Source organism: Streptomyces griseus subsp. griseus, assembly GCF_003610995.1.
GTDB lineage: Bacteria > Actinomycetota > Actinomycetes > Streptomycetales > Streptomycetaceae > Streptomyces.
This window is the reverse complement of the sequence record NZ_CP032543.1, coordinates 620,431-642,908: the sequence shown is the minus strand read 5'-3', so window position 1 is coordinate 642,908 and position 22,478 is coordinate 620,431. Positions and strand designations below refer to the sequence as shown.

16 protein-coding genes and 1 pseudogene are annotated in these 22,478 nt (G+C 70.0%); 4 read left to right on the top strand and 13 right to left on the bottom strand.

What is annotated here, in order from left to right; translation table 11 throughout:
- Positions 1-21 precede the first annotated feature (21 nt).
- From D6270_RS02885 to D6270_RS02860, 4 genes and pseudogenes are all read left to right on the top strand, one after another.
- A complete protein-coding gene (locus D6270_RS02885) occupies positions 22-444 on the top strand; it encodes an arsenate reductase ArsC (protein ID WP_109166909.1) in 423 nt (140 codons plus the stop codon).
- Positions 441-642: pseudogene (locus D6270_RS02880) on the top strand (thioredoxin-disulfide reductase); the annotation flags it as partial. The gene D6270_RS02885 and the pseudogene D6270_RS02880, both read left to right, overlap by 4 nt.
- Positions 643-1,692: 1,050 nt before the next feature.
- Entirely contained in the window at positions 1,693-2,412 is a 720-nt protein-coding gene (gene uppS, locus D6270_RS02865; protein ID WP_109166910.1) for a polyprenyl diphosphate synthase, read from the top strand.
- Positions 2,409-3,878 carry an oxygenase MpaB family protein gene (locus D6270_RS02860; protein WP_109166911.1) on the top strand — a complete coding sequence of 490 codons (1,470 nt, stop codon included), beginning with the start codon at positions 2,409-2,411 and terminating at the stop codon, positions 3,876-3,878. The genes uppS and D6270_RS02860 overlap by 4 nt, the downstream gene beginning before the upstream one ends.
- A 308-nt stretch (positions 3,879-4,186) precedes the next feature.
- On the opposite strand, the gene D6270_RS02855 is transcribed toward D6270_RS02860, so the two are convergent.
- The 13 genes from D6270_RS02855 to dnaK all read right to left on the bottom strand — a co-directional run bounded on the left by D6270_RS02855 (position 4,187) and on the right by dnaK (position 22,438).
- Entirely contained in the window at positions 4,187-5,662 is a 1,476-nt protein-coding gene (locus tag D6270_RS02855; protein WP_109166912.1) for a UDP-N-acetylmuramoyl-L-alanyl-D-glutamate--2,6-diaminopimelate ligase, read from the bottom strand.
- Between the two features lie 231 nt (positions 5,663-5,893).
- A complete protein-coding gene (locus D6270_RS32435; protein ID WP_158650475.1) occupies positions 5,894-6,037 on the bottom strand; it encodes a hypothetical protein in 144 nt (47 codons plus the stop codon).
- A gap of 1,156 nt (positions 6,038-7,193) precedes the next feature.
- Positions 7,194-9,365: an FUSC family protein gene (locus D6270_RS02850; RefSeq protein WP_109166913.1), complete on the bottom strand. Its 2,172-nt coding sequence runs from the start codon at positions 9,363-9,365 to the stop codon at positions 7,194-7,196.
- Positions 9,366-9,510: 145 nt separating this feature from the next.
- Positions 9,511-10,632, bottom strand: coding sequence for a hypothetical protein (locus D6270_RS02845; protein WP_109166914.1), 1,122 nt, complete (start codon positions 10,630-10,632; stop codon positions 9,511-9,513).
- A 188-nt stretch (positions 10,633-10,820) separates the two neighbouring features.
- On the bottom strand, positions 10,821-13,283 hold the full coding sequence (gene uvrA, locus D6270_RS02840; protein ID WP_225976756.1) for an excinuclease ABC subunit UvrA: 2,463 nt from the start codon (positions 13,281-13,283) through the stop codon (positions 10,821-10,823).
- An 89-nt stretch (positions 13,284-13,372) separates the two neighbouring features.
- Positions 13,373-15,133: an FAD-dependent oxidoreductase gene (locus tag D6270_RS02835; protein ID WP_109166916.1), complete on the bottom strand. Its 1,761-nt coding sequence runs from the start codon at positions 15,131-15,133 to the stop codon at positions 13,373-13,375.
- Entirely contained in the window at positions 15,133-15,396 is a 264-nt protein-coding gene (locus D6270_RS02830) for a UBP-type zinc finger domain-containing protein (protein WP_070202638.1), read from the bottom strand. Before D6270_RS02830 ends, D6270_RS02835 begins: the two co-directional genes overlap by 1 nt.
- Before the next feature lie 72 nt (positions 15,397-15,468).
- On the bottom strand, positions 15,469-15,927 hold the full coding sequence (trxA, locus tag D6270_RS02825) for a thioredoxin (protein WP_109166917.1): 459 nt from the start codon (positions 15,925-15,927) through the stop codon (positions 15,469-15,471).
- Positions 15,924-18,563 (bottom strand): ATP-dependent chaperone ClpB, encoded by a 2,640-nt coding sequence (clpB, locus tag D6270_RS02820; protein ID WP_109166918.1) that lies wholly within the window; start codon positions 18,561-18,563, stop codon positions 15,924-15,926. Before clpB ends, trxA begins: the two co-directional genes overlap by 4 nt.
- Positions 18,554-18,964, bottom strand: coding sequence for a chaperone modulator CbpM (locus D6270_RS02815; protein ID WP_109166919.1), 411 nt, complete (start codon positions 18,962-18,964; stop codon positions 18,554-18,556). The genes clpB and D6270_RS02815 overlap by 10 nt, the downstream gene beginning before the upstream one ends.
- The gene (locus D6270_RS02810) at positions 18,961-19,920 is read right to left on the bottom strand and encodes a DnaJ C-terminal domain-containing protein (protein WP_109166920.1); all 960 of its coding nucleotides are present in this window, start codon (positions 19,918-19,920) and stop codon (positions 18,961-18,963) included. Before D6270_RS02810 ends, D6270_RS02815 begins: the two co-directional genes overlap by 4 nt.
- 6 nt (positions 19,921-19,926) lie before the next feature.
- A complete protein-coding gene (locus tag D6270_RS02805) occupies positions 19,927-20,532 on the bottom strand; it encodes a nucleotide exchange factor GrpE (protein WP_070202643.1) in 606 nt (201 codons plus the stop codon).
- A 7-nt stretch (positions 20,533-20,539) separates the two neighbouring features.
- Positions 20,540-22,438 carry a molecular chaperone DnaK gene (gene dnaK, locus D6270_RS02800; protein ID WP_109166921.1) on the bottom strand — a complete coding sequence of 633 codons (1,899 nt, stop codon included), beginning with the start codon at positions 22,436-22,438 and terminating at the stop codon, positions 20,540-20,542.
- Between the last annotated feature and the right edge of the window lie 40 nt (positions 22,439-22,478).

Sequence of the window (22,478 nt, the reverse complement as noted above, 5' to 3'; positions counted from 1 at the left end):
CGACGAGAAAGAACGATCACCATGGCCGACAAGCCGTCCGTCCTGTTCGTCTGCGTCCACAACGCCGGCCGCTCCCGGATGGCCGCCGCGTGGCTGACCCACCTGGCCGGCGACCGCGTCGAGGTCCGCTCCGCCGGCTCCAACCCGGGCGCCGCCGTGAATCCGGCCGCAGTCAAGGCCATGGCCGAGGCTGGCATCGACATCTCCCAGGAGACGCCGAAGATCCTCACCGTCGACGCGGTCCGCGAGTCCGATGTCTGCATCACCATGGGCTGCGGAGGCACCTGCCCCGTCTTCCCCGGCAAGCGCTACCTCGACTGGAAGCTCGAGGACCCCGCCGGCCAGGGTGTCGACGCCGTCCGCCCGATCCGCGACGAGATCAAGACCCTCGTCGAGGGCCTGATCGCCGAGATCGCCCCGGCGAAGCCGGAGGCGGCGGCGTGAGCGAGATACGTGACGTCGTCATCACTGACTCCGGCCCCGTCGGCGCACCGCCGTGCTCTGCACCGCCCGCGCCCAGCTGAAGCCCTCGCTGTTCGGCAGCAGCGTCATCGTCGGCGGCTCCCTCGCGACCACCACCGAGGTCGAGAACTTCCCTGTTTCCCCGACGGCGTCGACGGGCCGGTCCTGATGGAGAACATCTCGGTCGGTCCTGACGGAGTTCGGTGGACGCGAACCGGGACAATCCGGACCGTTGGGTTCGTCTGAGCTTCCTCGGCTGAACAAGATCGTTCAGTTGGGGTGTGCCGGCTGATTCTCCGTACTGTGCGCGCGCTTGAGCGGAGAGAAGACCTGCGCGGTGCGGACCTCAACGTGGTCGAACGAACATTACGACGGATGCGGCAAGTGCCTGCTCGGAGTGCGGCGGCCGTCGCGCGTGAAGCTGGCGACGTCTTCGCCTGAGCGCCAGTGCGAGCATGTGCTCACGGCCGCCGCCGTCGGGGCCTACACCATCGGCTGGGCGGACGACTGGGAGGTCTCCGGCGGCCGGCCTGCACGCCGCCGTGTGGTTTCCGGGACTGGTGTGCCGCGCCGGGACGGGAGCTCGACGCTCTCGAGGCTGAACCATGGCGGCAGCCCGGCATGGTCCGGCGGCCGACCGGCGAGACGGTCGCCGACCGTTGGTTCCGTGCAGCGGATGTACAGGCGCTAAAGGGAATCCTGATCGACTTCGGCGTACGGGTGACGCTCTTTCCGGCCGGTGCTCCCGTTCGCTGGGTGCCCGGTTTCCTTCACCGCCCCGAGCAGGGCTGAGCTGGGGATGGCACTCGGCCGGCATCGACCGGTTGAGAGCGGCGGCGACGCTGCGCGCCTGCTCTCCACGCCCCGCGGTTGGAGGAGGCCGCGGCCCGGATGCGGGAGGCATGGCAGACCTCGCCGACGAGGTGTGGTTACCGGACAGAGCTGCCGTCGCCGAAGGGAATCGGGCGTCTGCGCCAAGGGTGACGGATCCCCGTTCGGCCGGTCGGCGCCCTTCCGTGCCGCCAGACTCCGAGGAGGGAACGCTCCGGCGGAGCGTGGGTATGGGTGATACGGGGCGGGCGTGATCGAGCAGGGTAGGACCGATCGTGCCGCCCCGGGGGAGACGGGGCTGAGTTGACCGATCACGGTGTCCATCGCGCACACAAGGCAACGGGAGGCGGGCCGGGTGGGCGACGGTCCGGCAACGACCAACGCCGGGACACCGGGCCGGTGCGTGCGGTGCCGCGGCATGTGGCCTGCGTGATGGACGGCAACGGCCGCTGGGCCCAGCGGCGTTCGCTTCCACGGACGGCGGGCCATCGGGCCGCCGAGGCCACCGTCATCGACATCATCGAGGCGGCCCGGGCGGCCGGAGTCGAGTGGCTCAGCCTGTACGCCTTCTCCACCGAGAACTGGAACCGCCCCGGCACCGAGGTCGACTACCTGATGCGCCTGGTCCGCCGCGTTGTGCGCAAGCACGCACCCCTGCTGCTCGCCCGCGGCATCCGCTGCCGTTTCCTCGGAGCCGCCGACCCACGCATTCCCCGGGAGCTGGCCCAGGATTTCGACGACCTGGCGACGCTGACCGCCGACAACCGGGGGATGACGCTCACCGTCGCCTTTGACCACGGCGGGCGCCGAGACATCGTCGAAGCCGCCAGATCGCTGATCCGTAACGGGACGCAAGCCGACGACGTGACCGAGCGGCTTTTCGCGGACCACCTGCCGTTTCCCGACACCCCCGACGTCGACCTCGTCATCCGCACCTCCGGCGAGCAGCGGATCTCCAACTTCATGCTCTGGCAGGTCGCCTACGCCGAGTGGGTCTTTCCCGACGTGCTCTGGCCGGACTTCCGGGCCCCTGACTTCCTCACCTGCCTGCACACCTACCGGTGCCGTGACCGCCGCTTCGGCGGCATCCCGCCCCGTATGAACGGAGACCTGTCATGACGACCGGAACCACCGGAACCGCCGACGATGCACCCCTGCTCGCCATGCAACCGCCGTTCCGCGCCTTCTTCGACGACCCGCGCTGGGCGCTGGCCATCATCCGCGCCACCGTGCTGGAGGCTGCCCACCCGCAGATCGGAGCCGCTCTCGCCGACAACTCCACCTTCGTCGCCCACCCCTGGCGCCGACTGCGCAACACCTTCCTCAGCATGCGGCGCATGTTCGACGCCGACCCAGCGGTACGAGACCGGGAGGCTGCCCGGCTCAACAGGCTCCACGCCCGCATGAGCGGCTCCGACTCCCGCGGCCGCGCCTACGACGCCATGGACCGCGCGACCCGCGCCTGGGTGGTCGCCACCCTCTTCGAGAGCGCCGTCACCATGTGCCGGCTCAGCGGCCAGCCGCTCGACCAGACCACGATGGAGCGGCTCTACGGTGAGTACCGTGCGTTCCTCGCCGCGCTCGACGGCGACGCCGGTGAACTGCCCGAGGACCTCAACGACTTCTGGCGCTACTTCGACAGGGTCGTCGAGGACGATCTGGAGAACACCGAGGCCGCCCGCCTCATCCTTTACCGGCTCTTCGACCACCTGCCCGCCCCGGCACTGCTGGACGGCACGCCGGCCCTGTGGGCGGCCGGCCGCGCTGTCGTCGGTCCCCTCCTCGGCGCGATCACCGTCGCCTCGCTCCCCGAGCCCTACCGGCGCAAGGCCGGCCTGGCCGAGATGCCGGGAGCCCCGACCCTCATGCAGGGCGCCTACCTCGCCGCCGGCCTCACCCGGTTCCTGCCCGAGGGCTGGATCAATGCCGAAACCATCATCGAGACCCTTTCCCTCTCGACCGACAGCGACGACCCCCGCGCCCGGACCGTGACCGCGCTGCGCGCCCGCATGAAACAAGCCTCGGCCCTGCTCCGCCTCCTCACACCACTGAGCGGCGAGGCAGGCACCGGCCCGGACCCCGCTACCTCACAGGCCACGGGAGGAGGCCAACGCTCGGCGGAGGAGTTCTTCCGTCAGGTGCTGGACCAGACCGGCGACGGCTACCTCGACTGGCCCGACCTCGCCGCCATGGCACGCGAACTGGCCACCCGACTCGACCTGGACGAACCCGAGGAGACCCGGCTCTACGACGCCTTCGCCGCATGGTGGCGCGAACTCCAGGCAGCCCTCGACACGGACGGTGACGGCCGCGTCAGCGCCGACGAGTACGCCGCAGCCGTCCCCTCCCTCGCCGGGCCCGCGCTCATCCGCGTTGCCGAGGTGCTCTTCGACGCGACCGACAAGGACGGCAGCGGCACAATCGACGCAGACGAACACCGGACGCTCTTCCGCACCGCCTTCCACCGCGACATCACCGTCACCGCCGGCACCTACGGCCGCAGCGCCTTCGTGGGCGACTTCCTCGCCTTCATGGCAGGCCAACGCAGGAACACCGCGTACGACGCCCTGCTGGCCGACGCCTGACGAACTCGTGCAGGTCGGCGGCCACGGCTGCAGGTCGCGCAGCTGGCGGGCAGTAGCGGTGGCGGATTCGCCCCCCGGGGGGCGAGGCGTAACGCATCCGGCGGGGCGGTCCACGAGCTGCGCCCCGGCTCCAGCGCGCAGACGCTCGGTGCCGCGGCCCGGGCGTCCGACAGCCCCGGGCGAGGGCGGCGTAGAGCCCTCTGCGGTCGGAGCGCATGTTCAGACGAAGGCCGCTTCTGTGTACGGCGGATACCGAACCGAGTGGTCGAGTACGACGCAGCGTTCGATGACGTGCGTCGAAGATCAAGTTAGGCGCCGATCAGCTCACGCACGGTGGCCATGTCGCTGAAGGGGAGCAGTTCGCCCCGGATGCTCTGGTGCGGTTCGCTGCCCTTGCCCGCGATGAGCACGATGTCGTCCGGCCCCGCCTCTGCCAGCGCGGCGGCGATGGCCGGGCGGCGGTCGGTCAGCCGCTCGAACGGCGTCCCGGTCGACACGATGCCCATCGCGATCTGCTCGAGGATGCCCTCAGGGTCTTCGAAACGGGGGTTGTCGGAGGTGAGAACACACAGGTCGGAGTGGGTGCCGGCGATCGCGCCCATCTCGGCGCGCTTGGTGGTGTCGCGGTCGCCGCCACAGCCGAACACGGTGATGACCCGGCCCCGGGCGAAACCCCGGATGGTGGTGAGGACCTTGTCGAGGGAGTCCGGCGAGTGGGCGTAGTCCACGATCACCGAGGTGCCCTCGGAGGTGTGGAGGCGCTCGAAGCGGCCGGGGATCTGTGGCATCCGCTCCAGCGCGTCCACCAGCCCGGCCAGACCGTGGCCCAGGAGGTGGCACGCGGCCACCGTGGCCAGCGCGTTGGAGACCGAGAACCGGCCCGGCGACGGAATCGCGGCCGGATACTTGCGACCGTCGTGGTGCAGGGTGAACCGGGAGCCCGAAGCGTCCACGGTAAGGTCGCTCGCGCGGTAGTCCGCGTCGCCGTCCAGCGCGTACGTGGTCACCGCGCCGGGCATCAGCTTCCGGATCCCGGCACCCACCGGGTCGTCGGCGTTGACCACGGCGCGTCGGCAAAGGCCCTGGAAGAGGCGGAGTTTTGCGTCCCGGTAGTTCTCCATGGTGCCGTGGTCGTCGAGGTGGTCCAGGGTCAGGTTGGTGAAGACGCCGACGTCGATGAACGTCCGGTCCAGGCGGTGCGTCAGCAGCCCCATCGATGTGGCCTCCAGGACGACGCTTCCGCACGCCCGGTCGCGCATGTGCCCCAACAGGTACTGGAGATCAGGCGATTCCGGAGTGCTGAGTACCGAGGGCGGCATCGGGATGACCTCGTCCCCGATCCGGCTGCCCGCGGTGCCGATCACTCCGACCCGGGCCCGCTCAGCGAGCCGCAGCACCGACTCGGTCATGTACGAGACGGATGTCTTGCCGTTGGTGCTGGTGATGGCGATCAGGACCATCGCCCGGCCCGGTTCGCCGAAGTAGCGCGAGGCCACCACCGCCGCGGCCTTGCGGACGTCGGGGACGCGTACGGCACACACGTCGCCCAGTGCCGTGGGCAGGGGTGGCGCCTGTTCATCGACGAGTACGGCGACCGCGCCGCGCGCGACGGCCGGGGCGACGGCGTGCGGGCCGCCGGCGGCATGGCCGGGCACCGCGGCGAAGACGGAACCGGGGGTGACCCGGTCCGCGTCGAACGTCACGCCGGCGGTGACGTCCGTGCGGTCGGGGGTTCCCCGCAGCGCATGGTGGTCCTGTCCGGCCATGAGGTCGCTCAGCTTCACGATGATCCCTTCGAGTGCGGCGTCGGCCGGTTGGTGTGCCGTCGCCGGGAAGCGGCACGGGCGGGTGCGCCGTGGGCCGCGTGGTGCTGTGGAGCCGATCGTGGAACGCACGCCTCCGGCGGACGCCGGAGGTGACGGGGGCTCCGGCGCTCGGCGCGCCGGAGAGGTGGTGTCGGTGGTGGGGGGGCGTGAAACGCCGGATTCCGCTGCCGGGAGCGGGCGCGAAGATCGCTAGCCGTGGCCGTGCAGCGCGGTACGGCCCGTTTCGGGCGCCGCGTCCGCGGGCGCCGGGGGCACGGCCGCGCGGGCGGCGAACGGGGGCAGCGCGGGGCAGGCCCGGTGCGGGCACTCACTCGGCTCGGCGCTGTGTCCCATGGGCCGCGTGTACGGGGTGGAGGGAACGGGCCCCGTTCCGCGTCGGTCTCCCCAGCGGCACCTGTGACCCGGTGACCTCGGTGATGCCCGACGCAGGGCCGGATCCGGTGGGTCACCCGGCTCGGCGGGCCCGGGGACGGCAGGCGGTTCTGCCGGTGATCTGTCCTCCAATGACCCTGTCCACGGCCGCCCCCAGCCTGAGGGGCCAGCATCCTCACGACGCGGCTCGGTGAGCAACTTGCCGAAGGCGCCCGGGCTCAACCCGGTAGAAGTGGCTGCCCGGAACGGCGCGCAAGCTGTGCTCACACCTGGCGCCGGCGAGGTCACCGCAGAGCAAGATCACTTATGGGACAGCCCTCAGTGTCGGGCCCTGTCCTCAAACAAGTGCCCGCGTTTGCTGAAACGCGGTGCGTGCTGTGGTGGCCGCCGTTCGTCGCCTTCGTGATGAGTGGCAGCGAAGGCAAGGCACAGTCGCGGCGCACGTCCCGGGTCTGTCCTCGCCCGGCGATGCGCTCCTCAGCGGAGTTGAGAAGGCTGGCGAGGGCAACGAGCCCACCCGCCCTTGCTCGCGCCGCCAAGGCTTCCATCGCCGAAGCCGACAGGCGAGGGCTATCCTCGGGTTGCCTCAACGGAGTTTGGTGGATACGAACAGGGACAACCCGGAGCGTCGGGTGCGGCTGAGCTTCCTCGGCCAGTGAGCTGCTCTGATGTGACTGTAGAGGGATCCTCCGGCCGTACCCACTGGTTAGCCCCAGTGGGCGCCAGGTGAGCGTGTCACACCTGATAGCAGATTCTGCGTCTGCTGGTGGTACACGACTCGCGTGGTTACTGACCAGCGGAAACGGTCGGGATTCGACCGCACTGCAGGCGGCTGGGCCGCGTATGGCCCGGATCTTGGGCAGAGGACGGTGGGCCCCTGGCCGACAGCCCGTGGCGCTGGCGAGGCGGAACACAAGGGAGGGGCGGGCCGACAGGTCTCCACAAAGGAGACCTCGGTCCGAAGGGTTACGAGAGAGGAACTCGTCAGGGCTTGGACCGCGGAGCGGGCAACCCACCGACTGATCGCCGCGTCCTAAGCGTGAAGCTCCCTCATCCTGGCCATCTCTCGGACCAGGCGGACCTCGGAAGCGGGGCGCACGCCTGCTGCGACAGGTGGTCATCCACCCCGGTGCGCGGGTTCCGAACCATTGCCTTGAGCCTCCACCGCTTCCCACACGCGCTGGTCCTCGCGCAGAGAGCCGACATCGCGCTCCAAGGGGGTGCGGCTCACCGCTGTCGCCAGGTTCTCCAGGGCGTGCTTCTGCAGGTCTGCCTCGCTCCGTAGCGCCGGGCTCCGGCCACCGGCTTCTTCCCATGTCCGGAGGGCCTTCTCCACGCGTGCCCAGTCCGGGTCCCTGTGCTCGCGCACATCGGCTGCCGCCTGCTCCGTGTCCGATTCCAGGGCTTCGGCCAACTCCTCCACCTCGGGAGTGGAAGGGTTGTCGTCGTGCGGGACGCGGCTCTCCATGAGCGTTGCTGCTCTGTCGAAACCTTCGAGCGCCTTCTGAGCGTCCTTCGCCTCTTGCGCGGTCAGGCCCCTGGGGCGGACCGGTTCCTGTTGTGCCCGGTCGTATGCCTCTTGCCAGGCGGCGCGGGCTCTTCTGCTCGCCAGTTGGGCGCTGCGCATGTCGGCACGGCGGTCCGCGGTCGGTTCGGCGAAGTGGCGGAGCACTGCCGCCGCGTGGCGGCCGTTGGCGGCAAGCCAGTCCGCCAGCCGCTCCCGTAGCCGGGGCGTCTCCCACGCGGGAAAGACCGCGTAGGCCAGCATGGCCAGGGCTCCGCCCAGCAGAGTGAGGGCCATCCGCTCCGGAACCGTCTGTTCCCATTCCTGACCGCCCATGCCGAGCAGGAAGACGACGTAGGCGGCGGCGAAGCACTGGGAGTAGGCGTAGCCCGTACGGATCAGGGTGTACGACAGGCCCGCCGAGACCACCGCCAGCGCACCGAAGAGACGGGCGTCCGGGCCCAGGGCCTCCACGGCCCCGGTGGCGAGCGCGACACCTACCAGAGTCCCGGCGAGACGGGCGACCGCACGCGCGTACGTCCGGTGGAAGTCCGGGCGCATCACCATGACCGAGGCGATGGGCGCCCAGTAGCCGTGCCCCAGGGGCAGCTGTGCGGCGATGAGGTAGCCGAGCGTGGCCACCGCCGCCAGACGAACGGCATGCCGGAAGACGGGCGAGTCGCGTCGGAGCTCACGGCGGACCGCCCGTGCGACGACCGGAACAAGCCGGAACATGGTCGGGCGCTCCAGGAACTCGACGCGTGCGCCTCCGTGGCGTACGGGCGTCCCTCTGCGTACGTTGCCGCACTCCGCGATCTCCAGCGCCTCCCCGAGCAGTTCCCTGAGTCTTTCGGCGGCCTGCCTCGCCGGACCTTCGAGCACCTCGTGCTCCGTGCCTTCTCGCAGGAGCTCCGATGTTCTTGGCGGTACCTCGACGGGGGTGCCTCGCCGGATCGACCGGGCGGCCGCATCCAGCACCTCAGCGGCCGCGTCGAGCAGTTCCCGCGCGCGGTCCCGCCCGGGACCCTCGGCCGGGGCGCCGATGTCCGGGTCGGCCAGCGCGGCGATGGCCGGCACCATGCGCTCGGCAACTCCTCGCGGACCGTGCAGGGCGACGGGGCGCGTGCGAGCCTGAGACGGCGTCACGGCCGCCGCGTCCCGGGCTGTCATCAAGGGCTCGGGGTCGAAGCCGGCCGTCGGGTCGTGCCGGAGCCGACGGGCGTAGTCCGCCACGGCGGCCAGAGCGTCGGCGAGCGCGTCCCGATGCGCCCCCCATCGGCGGATCGGGAACAGCAGGATCAGTACTGCCTGCACCACTCCGCCGAGCGCGATGATCCCGGCGTGCTCCAGGGCCCGTCCGGCGCTCGTGGGCAGGGTAATGGTCACCAGCATGCTGCCGACGGTCGTCGCCGCGACGATCCCAGCGGTCGATCCGACGGCCCACGCCAGCCCCGCCACGAAGGTCCAGAGGGCCAGCAGCGGAAGGAACGTCACGAGGTGCCCCGCCGCCAGGTACCCCGCCAGGGTGCTGAGAGCCAGCCCCGCGCCCGCGCCGAGCGCGATCACCTTGCGTGGGCGCCAGGCGCGCTGGAAGGTGGCCCCGCCCGCGGAGAAGGCGCCGAGGGCGGCGGATGCGGCATACGCGGGGGAGCCGAGCCACAGCGCCGGCCCGACGAGGAGCGCCACACCGACGGCCGCGCGCAGCGCGAGCAGGGGCTCCAGGCGCGTCTCCTCGATGCTGAGCCCGGATCGGAGGACGTCCCTCAAGGCCCTCGGCCACGTCATGGGTGCGGGCCCAGCCGGAAGATCGTTTCAGCTCGCGTCGGCCGGATCGCCGGAGCCACCATCATGTTCATCTCGTCATCGCCGAGGAGAGGGGCGGGACAGGCCGTGTGCCGTCGCCACCGGTGCGTGTGCATCGTGCCTGCGGCTAGCCACCGTGCTCGCCCTGGAGCATGTGGCGACGTTTCTGTTCGCGCGTGGAATAGGCCGCTGCTCGGATCGCCTCGTCGCTCTCCAGCCCCGACCCCAGTGCGCCGCCCACTGTGGCAATCGAAGCCACGAACCATGACAGCGTGCAGTAGTTCTGCGCGTTCAGCGGATGCCGGGTCGCGGAGGCGAACACGTGGCCGTTGAGTACGAAGAGCGCCCACACGAAGCTGACGAGCATCAGGCCGACGTAGCAGACGACTGCCCCGATGCTCACGGTCACCAGGGTCGACGTGTTGTAGAGAACCGACCGCTGTCTCGCCTCCGGCGATCCTTCCGTTGTGCGATGCCACAGGTTCGCGTCCACGATCAGCCAGCCGATCATGAGCCCGACGGAACCGACCGTGGCGACGACGAGGCGTGGCGTGCCCAGGGAGGTGGCCAGGCTCCAGACGGTGTCGTCCACCGTGGCGATGGCTCCCGTGGCGAGTGCGGCGGCCAGGGCTTTGGACAGGCCCGGCACCAGCCGCCACGGCCGGTTGGCGCGGACCATGCCGACGAGCAATTTGACGTAGCCGCGCGGGCCGTCGGCGACGTAGCGCAGATCGGCGAGCTCCTCCTCGTCGACAGGGCCCGGGCGGATGGGCGCGAGGCGGCCGGCGAAGGGGCCGAGCGGCGGTCGGCGACAGGCAGCTCGCTCACATCCGGGGGACCGCGAAGCGGCCAGGCTGAGCACGGCTTCCTCCACGACCCGCCGTGCCTTTCCCTGCAACCGCCAGCCCCCCAGGGACGGAAGGGAAAGCAACGCCGTCCCGTGTTCGTGGCTCAGATCCACGACGACCCTTCGCCTGTGCGAGTGCAGCGGAAGGTCGGTGAGGGCCACGACGATGTCCCAGTTCTCCGTATTTCCGTCCTCCACGATCCGGCGTATCAACGTGGACGGGTCCTCGGCGTCCGCAGTGAAGGGTCTGCTGACCACCTCGACAGCGAACCGCCTCTGCCGACCGGACTTCTCGGCGAGCCGGGCGGGAAGGGTCCGTGCCAGGCGCTTCGCGACCACGGTCGGCGCGTCCGGGTCCGCGAGGAGAACGACCACCGTGACGACCTGCGACGACGCTTGCATGACTGCATCCTTCTCGTTGTCCGTCCCCGCGACCGCAGATGCCCACAGAATGCCTCCGGCGTGGCATCGGCCACGCGATGACACGCTGGCGCCGGCCGGCCGGTACGGGCGGAGCGGCCGGATTCCCGTCGTTCTGCCCGTACGGGGCCTGCTCTCCGTGACGGGTGATCAGCCCTCTCGGACCATCGTCAGGAGCTTGCGAGCCGGGCCGCGAGATAGCGTGCGGTGGCGCTACGACGGGCTTTCGCGACCTTGACCGGCGGGCCCGCCGCGACCACCCGTCCGCCCGCGTCGCCGCCGCCCGGCCCGAGGTCGATGACCCAGTCGGCGGTGGTGATCGTGTCCAGGTCGTGCTCGACGAGGACGACCGTGTTGCCCGCGTCGACGAGGCGGTGCAGCTGGCGCAGCAGCAGTGCGACGTCAGAGGGGTGCAGGCCCGCCGTCGGTTCGTCGAGCAGGTAGAGCGTGTGGCCACGACGGGCCCGCTGCAGTTCGGTGGCCAGTTTGATGCGCTGCGCCTCACCGCCGCTGAGCTCCGTGGCGGGCTGTCCCAGCCGCAGGTACCCCAGTCCCACCTCGCGCAACGTCTCCAGACTGCGGGCGGCGGCCGGGACGGCGGAAAGGAACTCGGCGGCGGCGTCGACGGACAGCCCCAGCACTTCCGCGATGTTCTTGCCGCGGTAGGTGACTTCCAGCGTTTCGGCGTTGTACCGGGCGCCCTGGCAAGTCGGGCACGGTGCGTAGGTACCAGGCAGGAACAGCAGTTCCACCGCGACGAATCCTTCGCCCTGACAGGTCTCGCACCGCCCTTCGGGCACGTTGAAAGAGAACCGGCCGGCCGTGTAGCCGCGCGCCCTGGCCTCGTCCGTCGCCGCGTACAGCTTGCGCACCGCGTCGAACATCCCCGTGTACGTGGCAAGGTTGGACCGCGGAGTACGCCCGATGGGCCGTTGGTCGACCCGGACCAGCCGGTCGAACGACTCGACCCCAGACGCGTCCTGCACGTCTACCTCCAGTCGTGCCTCGTCAAGATCCTCGGGCCCGAGTCCGAGGTGGCTTCGTACGACCTCGGCGAGCACCTGCGTGACCAGCGTCGACTTTCCGGAACCGGACACACCCGTCACCGCCGTCAGTACGCACAGCGGTACCTCCACGGACACGTCACGCAGATTGTGGCGGGACACGCCGCTCAGGTGCAGCCAGCCGTGCGGTGTGCGCGGCCGGTGTTCGAGTGGCTCGGCGCGCCCGAACAGATACCGGCTCGTGGCCGACTCCTCCACCTGCTCAAGACCGGCGACGGGGCCGCTGTACAGCACGCGCCCGCCGCCCTCACCGGCGCCGGGTCCGATGTCGACCACCCAGTCCGCCCGCCGTACGACGTCCATGTCGTGCTCCACGACGAACAGTGAGTTGCCCGCCGCCTTGAGGCGCTCCAGCACGTCCAGCAGCGGTTCCGCGTCAGCCGGGTGCAGGCCCGCGGAGGGTTCGTCGAGGACGTAGACGACGCCGAACAGCCCCGAGCGCAGTTGTGTGGCGATCCGTAGGCGTTGCGCCTCGCCGGGCGACAGGGTCGTCGAGCGGCGCCCGAGGCTGAGATATCCCAGGCCCAGGTCGAGCAGTACGGCGACCCGCGCGACCAGATCGCCGCAGATCCGGACCGCGACCTCGGTCGTTTCCCCGGACCGGGCGGTGGAAGTGGTGGCGTCGGCCTCGGACCGCCGTGCGACGGGCCGCAGCAGCGCCGCGACCTCGGTGAGCGGCATCGCGTTGACTTCGGCGATGGACCGTCCGGCGAAGGTCACGGCGAGCGCCTCGGGACGTAGTCCGCTGCCGTGGCACTCGGGGCATGGCACGCTCCTGACGAACCGGAGCGCCCGTTCGCGCATCTTCTCGCTCTTGGAGTCGGCAAGGACGTGCATGATGTGCTTACGGGCGCTCCAGAACTTGCCCTGGTAGCCGTAGTCGACGCGGTCCTCCTCCGGCTCGATGTAGACGGAGGGCTGTTCGTCCGTGTACAGCAGCCAGTCCCGGTCCTTCTTCTTGAGCCTGCGCCACGGTCGGTCGATGTCGATCCCCAGGCCATTGACGATGCTGCGCAGGTTGGCCCCCTGCCAGGCGCCCGGCCAGGCGGCGATCGCCCCCTCTCGGATACTCAGCGAGTGGTCCGGGACAAGGAGGTCCTCGGCGACATCGTGGACAACGCCCAGTCCGTGGCACTCCGGGCAGGCCCCGGCCGCGGTGTTCGGTGAGAACGACTCGGCGTCCAGCCGTGCGGCCCCGGGCGGATAGGTGCCGGCGCGGGAGTACAGCATGCGCAGCAGATTGGACAGTGTGGTGATGGTGCCGACCGTCGAGCGCGAACTGGGCGCCCCGCGTCGCTGCTGCAGGGCCACCGCCGGTGGCAGTCCGGTGATCTCCTGCACGTGCGGTGCACCGACCTGCTGCAACAGCCTCCGGACGTACGGTGCCACGGACTCGAAGTAGCGCCGCTGCGCCTCGGCGTAGAGCGTGCCGAACGCGAGCGAGGACTTGCCGGACCCGGAGACGCCCGTGAAGGCGACCATCGCGTCCCGCGGAAGATCGACATCGATGTTCCGCAGGTTGTTCTCGCTGGCACCCCGGACCCGCACGAAGGGGTCTACCTCGTCCATGTCCACCCTTCCTGAGTACCTGATCGTGCAGGGAACCGCGCGACGGGAGCCGGCGGGCGGTTTCCTTTCCGACTCTGAGGATCCAAGGATCAGCGCCGAGGTGGGGACCGGTCCGCCTCCGGTTGAGGTCTCTCAGGGCCTGTGGTGCGGTCGCGGACGAGGTTGCCGGCATTCTCGCGGTGCTCGTGCACGAGGCGAATGGCCATGGCGCCTTCACCGGTGGCCGAGGCAACTCGTTTGACCGAGCCGCTCCTCACGTCGCCGGCCGCGAAGACCCCGGGAAGGCTGGTCTCCAGCAGCAAGGGAGCACGGCCGAGTGCGTCCCACCGGGTCGCGTCGGCAGCAGCCCGGGCGTCAGCCCCCGTCAGGACGAAGCCCTTCTCGTCCAGGGCCAGGGCTCCCCTCAGCCACTCCGTGCGCGGGCGGGCCCCGATGAACACGAACAGCGCGGCGGCCCGCAGCGGGCGGCGCTCACCGCGTGTGTTGTCCTCGACGCTCAGCGACTCCAGTTTGTCCTTCCCGGAGACGCCCCGGACTTCGGTGTGGAGGAGCACCTCGATCTTCGGATGACGTTCGACCTGGTCCACCAGGTAACGGGACATGTCCGCGTTGAGGTCGCCGCCCCGGACGAGGAGGTGGACTCCGGACGCGTGTTGCGCCAGGAACAGCGCCGCCTGGCCGGCGGAGTTGCCCCCGCCGACCACCGCGACCGGGTCCGCCTCGCAGAGACTCGCCTCGTGCACGGTCGCCGCGTAGTAGACGCTGATGCCCTCCAGCCGCTCGATGCCGGGCACCTCGAGCCTGCGGTACCGGACACCCGAGGCGAGCACCACGGCGCCCGCCCGGACGTGGGACCCGTCTGTGAAGGTGACCACGTACGCGTCGTCCTGCGATGTGAGCCTGTTGACCTGGGCCGGCACCATGAGGCGGGCACCGAATTTGTGGGCCTGGAGCACCGCGCGTTCGATGAGCTCGCCTCCGGAGATGCCCGACGGGAAGCCGAGGTAGTTCTCGATGCGGGACGAGGTGCCTGCCTGGCCTCCGGTGGCCACGGCGTCGACGGAGATCGTGGTGAGGCCGTCGGAGGCGCCGTACACGGCTGCGGCGAGTCCCGCGGGGCCCGCGCCGACCACCACCACGTCGCACTGGGCGTCCTTCGCCGTGGGGGCGGGCAGCCCGATGAGCCTGGCGAGTTCGGCGTTGCTCGGATTGCGCAGCACTCGATCGCCCTTCCAGAGGACGACCGGAGTTTCGTCGGGGCGGACGGAGAATCGACGCAGCAGCGCCTCAGCTTCCTTGTCCCTCTCCAGATCCAGCCAGCGGTGGGGGAGCCTGTTGCGGGCAGCGAACTCCCGCAACCGCCGCGTGTCCCGCGAGTAGCACGATCCCAGGATGCGGAAACCTGCGCCGAGGCCGATGAGGAGATACCGGCGGCCCAGGCAAGCCCGGAGGATCAGGTCACCGAGTACGGGGTCGCGGCCGATCAAGGTGCGCTGGCGTTCCACCGGCACGGCGAGGATCTCGCCGGCCTCACGGACCACCGCGGTGTCGAAGGCGGCCTGCCCCTCCAGCATTCCCAGCTCACCCAGGAACCTGCCGGGTCCGTGCAGCGCCATCGTGCGCTCCTCCCGATCGCCGTGGTCCTGAAGGATCTCGACCGTGCCGCTGAGGATCGCGAGGAACTCCCGGAACGGCTCTCCCTCCCGGTACAGCACCTCGCCTTCCGTGGTCCTGCGGCGCTCGCCGTGCGGGGTCAGGTTCTGAAGCTGTTCCGGTGTCAAGCGGGGGAACGCTCCGTACCGGTCCGGTGTCTCACGGACCGCACCATTCCCGTGCTGCGCCGTGCTCATCAGACCAGAGCCTCGTGAACGTAGCACCAGCGCCAGTCCTCTCCCGGTTGGAAGGACTGGACGATGGGGTGCCCGGCACTGCCCGCGTGCCGTCGGGCGTGTTTGAGGGGTGAGGAATCGCAGCAGCCGACGTGCCCGCAGGTGAGGCAGAGGCGCAGGTGCACCCACGGGGAGTGCTCCCTGAGGCACTCCTCGCAGCCCTGCGGGGTGCGCGGCGTGACGGGCCGCACCATTGCCAGGTGCGGATCCGGAATCGTGGCCATGACGTTCTCCTCCCAAGTGGTGCGCTATCGCGTGGTTTCGGGAAGCCCTTGTGGTGGCCGGGCCATGGTGACTCACTGCCCCGCAGTGGCCTGCCGGCCTTCCAGGGCTTGTTCGACCCACTGCCGCAGGACGTGGGCCGGTGCCGCTCCGGCCTGTCGGGCGACCGTCTCGCCGTGGTCCTGGACGAGCAGCGTGGGCACTGCCTGGACCTCGAACCGCTTGCTGACTTGTGGGTTCTTGTCGATGTCGACCTTGACGAGCTTGATCCGTCCGGCGAGGTCGCGGGCGACCTGTTCGAGGGCGGGGCTGACCATGCGGCAGGGGCCGCACCAGGTGGCCCAGAGGTCCACGACGACAGGTTGGACGGCCTTGTCGGCGACTTCGGTGAAGTCGTCGTCCCCTGCGTCGACGACCCAGGGCAGCGGCTGCTTGCAGTGGCCGCATCTGGGGCGTCCCTCGGCGGCAACAGGAATGCGGTTGTCGCGCCCGCAGTGCGGGCAGGTCACCGTCGTTGTCCGTGTGGTGTTCACGCTGCCCTCGCTTCCCGGGCCTCTTCCGGCGGGTCGTAGGTGACCACCAGCTCTCCGTGCGCGGCGTCGACACGAACGGTCGCGCCGTCCTGGACGTCACCACGCAGAAGGGCACGTCCGACCAGCGTCTCCACCTCGTGGGAGATGTACCGCCGCAGCGGCCTGGCCCCGTACACCGGGTCGTAGCCCTGGTGGGAAATCACCTCTCGCGCCGCATCGGTGAGTTCTACGTCGATGCGGCGTTCCGCCAGCCGCTGCCGCAGTTCGTCGAACTGAAGCTCCACGATCCTTTCGATCTGCCGCTCGCCCAGCGGCTTGAACAGCACGATGTCGTCGACGCGGTTGAGGAACTCCGGGCGGAAGTGCCCGCGCAGCTCGCCCATCACCAGCGCGCGGGCGTCGGGCTTGATCTCACCCTCGGCGGTGGCACCGTCGAGAAGGTGCTCGGAGCCGATGTTGGACGTCATGATGATCACGGTGTTGCGGAAGTCGACGGTGCGGCCCTGGGCATCGGTGATGCGGCCGTCATCGAGGATCTGCAGCAGAGTGTTGAAGACGTCGCTGTGAGCCTTCTCGATCTCGTCGAACAGGACGACCGAGTACGGCTTGCGGCGTACGGCCTCGGTGAGCTGGCCGCCTTCCTCGTAGCCGACGTATCCGGGTGGTGCGCCCATGAGCCTGCTGACGGTGTGCCGTTCCTGGTACTCGCTCATGTCGAGGCGGACCATGTTGTCCTCGGAGTCGAACAGCGCCCGGGCGAGAGTCTTGGTCAGTTCGGTCTTTCCGACGCCGGTGGGGCCGAGGAAGATGAAGGAACCGATGGGCCGGCGAGGGTCACGGATGCCGGAGCGGGCGCGGATGATGGCGTCGGCGACGAGCCTGACGGCCTCGTCCTGGCCGACGACACGCTCGCGGAGGATCTCGTCGAGGCGCAGCAGCTTGTCGCGCTCGCCTTCCTGCAGGCGGGCGACCGGGATACCGGTCCAGGCGGCGACGATCTCCGCGATCTCCTCTTCGGTGACCACCTCGCGCAGCAGACGGTTCTGTCCCTGCCGGGTGGCCAGTTGCTCCTCCTCCGCCGCGAGTCGGCGCTCCAGGTCCTGGAGGCGGCCGTACCGCAGTTCGGCGGCCCGGTTGAGGTCGTAGGTGCGTTCGGCCTCCTCCGCGTCGTGGCGGACCTGCTCCAGTTCCTGGCGCAGTTCCTGCACCCGCCGGATCGCCTGCCGTTCGGCCTCCCACTGGGCGTGCTTGGCGTCGGCCTCACCGCGCAGGTCGGCCAGTTCCTTGCGCAGCTCCTCCAGGCGGGCGTGGCTCGCGGGGTCCGATTCCTTGGAGAGAGCGGCTTCCTCGATCTCCAGGCGGGTGACGCGGCGGGTGATCTCGTCGAGTTCGGCGGGCATGGAGTCGATCTCGGTACGCAACCGGGCACAGGCCTCGTCGACGAGGTCGATGGCCTTGTCGGGCAGGAATCGATCAGTGATGTAGCGGTGGCTGAGGGTGGCGGCGGACACGAGTGCGTTGTCCTGGATCTTGACGCCGTGGAAGACCTCCAGGCGCTCACGCAGTCCGCGCAGGATGGAGATGCTGTCCTCGACACTTGGCTCGCTGACCAGGACTTGCTGGAACCGTCGCTCCAGCGCAGCGTCCTTCTCGATGTGTTTGCGGTACTCGTCGAGGGTGGTGGCGCCGATCATGTGCAGTTCGCCGCGGGCGAGCATCGGCTTGAGCATGTTCCCAGCGTCCATGGCCCCTTCGGCGGCGCCCGCACCGACGACGGTGTGCAGTTCGTCGACGAAGAGCAGGATGCCGCCCTGTGCGGCCTTGACCTCGCTGAGCACGGCCTTGAGGCGTTCCTCGAACTCGCCCCGGTACTTGGCGCCGGCGACCAGGGATCCCATGTCGAGGGCGAACACGATCTTGTCGCGGAGTCCCTCGGGGACGTCGCCGCGGACGATGCGCTGGGCGAGGCCCTCGATGATGGCGGTCTTGCCGACACCGGGGTCTCCGATGAGGACCGGGTTGTTCTTGGACTTCCGGCTCAGGATCTGGGTGACGCGGCGGATCTCGGCGTCCCGGCCGATGACCGGGTCGAGCCTGCCCTCCTTGGCCTCGGCGACGAGATCGCGGCCGTACTTCTCCAGCGCCTCGTAGGCCACTTCGGGGTTGGCGGAGGTGACCCGCTGATTGCCGCGGACCTGGGTGAGTGCGCCCAGGAACGAGTCCCTGGTGATCCCTGCCTGGTTGAGCAGACGTCCAGCGGCTGTTGATGCCCCCTCTTCGGCCAGGGCGAGCAGGAGGTGCTCCACGGACACGTACTCGTCCTTGAGTCGTTTGGCCTCCCGTTCGGCGGCGTCCAGCAGGCCGGCAAGGCGCTGAGTGACGAAGACCTGGCCGGGTGCCGCACCGGAGCCGGTGACCTTCGGGCGGCGGGACAGTTCCTCGCGCACGGCCGCGCGCAGTTCCGCCGGATCGCTTCCGGCCTGCTCCAGCAGGCGTGGGATCAGACCGTCCTCCTGATCGACGAGTGCGAGCAGCAGGTGTTCTCCGTCCACTTCGGTATGCCCCATGCGGCCGGCCGCGGACTGGGCCTCCTGGAGGGCTTCCTGGGATTTCTGTGTGAGACGGTTCATGTCCATGGGGGTGTATCACTCCTCGTGCCGCGGCCGCGCAGGGCGGTTTCGAGCAGGCTGATGCGGTCGAGCAGGTCGAGCACCAGTCCGATGGATGCGTAATTGAGGCAGAGTCCGGAGCGCAGCCGCTGGACGCGGGCAAGTACCGCCGGGGCGTCGCGGTCGAAAACCAGGCGGCCGACCGCATCGCGTTCGGCGTCGACAAGCCCGAGGGCGACGAACCGGCGGACCAGATCCGGATGGAGACGCGATCGGCGGGCGACGGCCTCCAGCGAAAGGCATGGGACGGGAACGAGCGCATAGCGGACAGTCGTCGGAGCCGTGGCGGCGTGGGCGACGGGCTGATCCGGGCGGTCGCCGGGACCGGACCGGGCGGTGCCCGCCGCTCCCGTGGGTCGGTCGGTCATCGCGTCCTCCTGGGGTCGAACGAGGAGGTCGCGGCCAGCTCCTCGAACAGTTCACGCTCCCGGTCACCCAGAGTGGGCGGCACCATGACGCGGAGTTCGGCGTACAGGTCGCCGCTCGCACCACGTGGGTTCGGCATGCCCTCGCCGCGCAATCGCAGCCGACGGCCGCTGGACGAGCCGGCGGGCACGGTGACCTTGGCCGTACCACCGCCGGGGGTGGGCACCGGCACGGTCGCGCCCAGGGCCGCCTCCCACGGGGAGACCGGGACGTGCACATGCACATCGCGGCCGTCCAGCCGGAACTGGGGATGGGACCGGATGCGCACCCGAAGGTGCAGGTCGCCCGCGGGTGCGGCACCACTGCCCCGCCCGCCTTCCCCCGCCAGCCGGATGCGCTGCCCGTCGGTGACGCCCGGCGGGACGTCGACCTCGTAGCGCCGCGGCTCACCGGAGGGCCCGGCGAGTGCGACGGTACGGCGGCCACCCTTGTACGCCTCTTCGACGGTGAGTAGCAGTTCGGCCTCCTGGTCGGCGCCCGGGACGCCCGCGGAGTCGGCACCTGCACCTGCACCGAAGAGGGAGCCCAGCAGGTCCTCGATGTTCACATCCTCGGCCGAGAAGTCCTCGCCGAAGCCGGTGGTGTACCGGGCGCGGGGGCCGCCTGCGCCTGTGGTCCGCCGGGTACGGAATCCGCCGCCCGCGCCGGCCGCGACCCGTTCGTCGTAGTCTTCGGGGATCTTGCGGAAGTCCTCGCCGAAGCGGTCGTAGCGTGCCCGGGTCTTCGGATCGGACAGAACGCTGTACGCCTCGTTGAGGTCCTTGAAGCGTTCCTCGGCCGACGGGTCCTTGTTGACGTCGGGATGGTGTCGGCGGGCGAGCTTGCGGTAGGCCTGCTGGATTTCGTCCTGGCTCGCGGTCCGCGACACTCCCAGCACTTCGTAGAAGTCCCGTGCCATGGCCGGTCACTCCCGCTTCGCGACGGTCACGGAGGCGGGCCTGAGCTGCCGATCGCCGTCGCCGTAGCCCGGGCGCAGCACCTGCACGACGGTGCCCGGCTCGATGTCGGGGTCATCGACCACACTGACCACCTCGTGGTGGGCCGGGTCGAAGGCCACTCCGGTCTCCGCGTGCCGCGGGTAGCCGAGCTGTTCTAGGACGCCCACCGCTTGGTCGCGGACTGCCCGGACGCCCTCCACGACCGCACCTGAGTCGGCGTCGGCGTGGGAGAGGGCGAGTTCGAGGTTGTCCAGGACGGGCAGGAAGGCGGCGGCCGTACGCGAACGCTCGACCATCCGCTCCCGCTCCAACTCCCTCGCATGACGCTTGCGCAGGTTGTCGAGATCGGCGAGGGCGCGCCGCCACCGGTCCTCCAGCTCCCGCACCGCGGCTGCGTGCTCGTCCGCCGCGGATGCGGGGCCGACCGCGTCGGCTCGCGCTTCGTCCGCCGTCGCTTGCGGCCGGAGAGCCGGGCCGGGGTGATGCGGCTCCTCGCCAGGAGGGCTTACGGCGTCCTTCGGAGCCGGTCCGACCGACGCTGCCCGGTCAGGTTCTTCGGGAAGGCGGGTCATGGCGGCCTCAACCCTTGTCGAACTCGGCGTCGATGACGTCATCGTCGCCGCTGCCACCGCTCGGGGGAGCATCGGCGGAAGCGCCCTGACCCGGGTCGCCCGTAGCGGCGGCACCCGGCTGGGCAGCCAGTCCGGCGTGGATCTGCTGGAGTTCGGAGGCCAGTGGCCGCACGCGCTCCACGCCGGCCTCTTCCTTGACCGCCGCCCGGGCATCGGAGATGAGCATCTCGGCCCGGGCCCTTTCGTGCGCGGGGGCCGCGTCACCGAGTTCGGCCAAGCGCTTCTCGACCTGGTACGCGACAGCGTCGAGCTCGTTGCGGGCGTCGACGGCTTCGCGGAGCTCCCGGTCCTGGCCCTGGTTCCGCTCGGCCTCCTGCACCATGCGCTCGACCTCGCCACGGTCCAGGTTGGAGCTTTCGCTGATGGTGATGCCTTGTTCCTTGCCGGTGTCCCCGTCGCGCGCCGTGACATTGAGGATGCCGTTGGCGTCGATGTCGAAGGTGACCTCGATCTGCGGTTCACCTCGCGGCGCCGGCCGGATGTCGGTGAGCTGGAACCGGCCGAGCACGCGGTTGTCGGCAGCACGCTCGCGCTCACCCTGGAGGACCACCACATCAACGGCCGGCTGGTTGTCGTCGGCGGTGGAGAACGTCTCGGTACGCCGTACCGGGATGGTGGTGTTCCGCTCGATGATCTTCGTCATGACTCCGCCGCGCGTTTCGACGCCCAGGGACAGGGGCGTGACGTCGAGCAGCAGGACGTCCTTGACCTCACCCTTGAGCACTCCGGCCTGAATCGCGGCGCCCAGGGCCACGACCTCGTCGGGGTTGACGCTCATGTTGGGGTCCTTGCCGCCGGTCAGCCGCCGGACCAGGGCCTGCACGGCGGGTATCCGGGTGGAGCCGCCCACGAGGATGACCTCGTCGATGTCGCTCTCGCCGACCTTGGCGTCGGCCATGGCCTGCTTGACCGGCTCCAGGCACCGCTCCACCAGATCGCTGGTGATCTGTTCGAAAGTGGAGCGCATGACGGATTCGGTGAGGTGTTTGGGGCCCGACGCGTCGGCGGTGATGAACGGCAGGCTGACCTGCGTCTGGGTGACAGAGCTGAGTTCGGTCTTGGCCTTCTCCGCCGCCTCGAACAGCCGTTGCAGTGCCTGCGGGTCGTTCCGCAGGTCGATGCCGTTCTCCTTCTGGAAGCCGTCCGCGAGATGGTCCACCAGGCGCCGGTCGAAGTCGTCGCCGCCCAGGTGGCTGTCCCCGGCGGTGGAACGCACCTCCACCACGCCGTCGCCGACGTCGAGGATGCTCACGTCGAAAGTTCCGCCGCCCAGGTCGAAGACGAGGACGGTCTCGTGCTCCTTCTTGTCCATGCCGTACGCGAGAGCGGCCGCCGTCGGCTCGTTGATGATCCGCAGCACCTCCAGCCCCGCGATCCGGCCGGCATCCTTGGTGGCGGTGCGCTGGGCGTCGTTGAAGTAGGCGGGCACCGTGATGACCGCCTCCGTGACACGCTCGCCCAGCTGCTTGGAGGCATCTTCGGCGAGTTTGCGCAGCACCTGTGCGCTGATCTCCTCCGGCGCGTACAGCTTGTCACGCACCGCGAAGCGGGCCGCCCCGCCGTCGCCCTCGACGACGTCGTACGCCACCGCCTTCGCCTCGTCGGAGATCTCGTCGAAGTGCCGGCCTATGAACCGCTTGGCCGAATAGATGGTCCCTTTGGGGTTGAGGATCGCCTGGCGCCGGGCCATCTGGCCCACGATGCGCTCCCCCGTGTCGGTGAAGGCGACCACCGACGGTGTCGTCCGATTGCCCTCGGTATTGGGAACCACGGACGGCTCACCGCCCTCCCACGCGGCGATCACCGAGTTGGTGGTGCCGAGATCTATACCCACTGCCCTGGCCATGAGGAACTCCTCCCGGTGCTGCGGCTTGCGCCGTTTGCCG

What these genes read in the sequence shown, in the direction of transcription:
- D6270_RS02885 (WP_109166909.1), top strand. Translation starts at nt 22, where the DNA reads ATGGCCGACAAGCCGTCCGTCCTGTTCGTCTGCGTCCACAACGCCGGC.
- D6270_RS02860 (WP_109166911.1), top strand. Translation starts at nt 2,409, where the DNA reads ATGACGACCGGAACCACCGGAACCGCCGACGATGCACCCCTGCTCGCC.
- D6270_RS32435 (WP_158650475.1), bottom strand. Translation starts at nt 6,037, where the DNA reads ATGGGACACAGCGCCGAGCCGAGTGAGTGCCCGCACCGGGCCTGCCCC.
- D6270_RS02850 (WP_109166913.1), bottom strand. Translation starts at nt 9,365, where the DNA reads ATGACGTGGCCGAGGGCCTTGAGGGACGTCCTCCGATCCGGGCTCAGC.
- D6270_RS02845 (WP_109166914.1), bottom strand. Translation starts at nt 10,632, where the DNA reads ATGCAAGCGTCGTCGCAGGTCGTCACGGTGGTCGTTCTCCTCGCGGAC.
- uvrA (WP_225976756.1), bottom strand. Translation starts at nt 13,283, where the DNA reads ATGGACGAGGTAGACCCCTTCGTGCGGGTCCGGGGTGCCAGCGAGAAC.
- D6270_RS02835 (WP_109166916.1), bottom strand. Translation starts at nt 15,133, where the DNA reads ATGAGCACGGCGCAGCACGGGAATGGTGCGGTCCGTGAGACACCGGAC.
- D6270_RS02830 (WP_070202638.1), bottom strand. Translation starts at nt 15,396, where the DNA reads ATGGCCACGATTCCGGATCCGCACCTGGCAATGGTGCGGCCCGTCACG.
- clpB (WP_109166918.1), bottom strand. Translation starts at nt 18,563, where the DNA reads ATGGACATGAACCGTCTCACACAGAAATCCCAGGAAGCCCTCCAGGAG.
- D6270_RS02815 (WP_109166919.1), bottom strand. Translation starts at nt 18,964, where the DNA reads ATGACCGACCGACCCACGGGAGCGGCGGGCACCGCCCGGTCCGGTCCC.
- D6270_RS02810 (WP_109166920.1), bottom strand. Translation starts at nt 19,920, where the DNA reads ATGGCACGGGACTTCTACGAAGTGCTGGGAGTGTCGCGGACCGCGAGC.
- D6270_RS02805 (WP_070202643.1), bottom strand. Translation starts at nt 20,532, where the DNA reads ATGACCCGCCTTCCCGAAGAACCTGACCGGGCAGCGTCGGTCGGACCG.
- dnaK (WP_109166921.1), bottom strand. Translation starts at nt 22,438, where the DNA reads ATGGCCAGGGCAGTGGGTATAGATCTCGGCACCACCAACTCGGTGATC.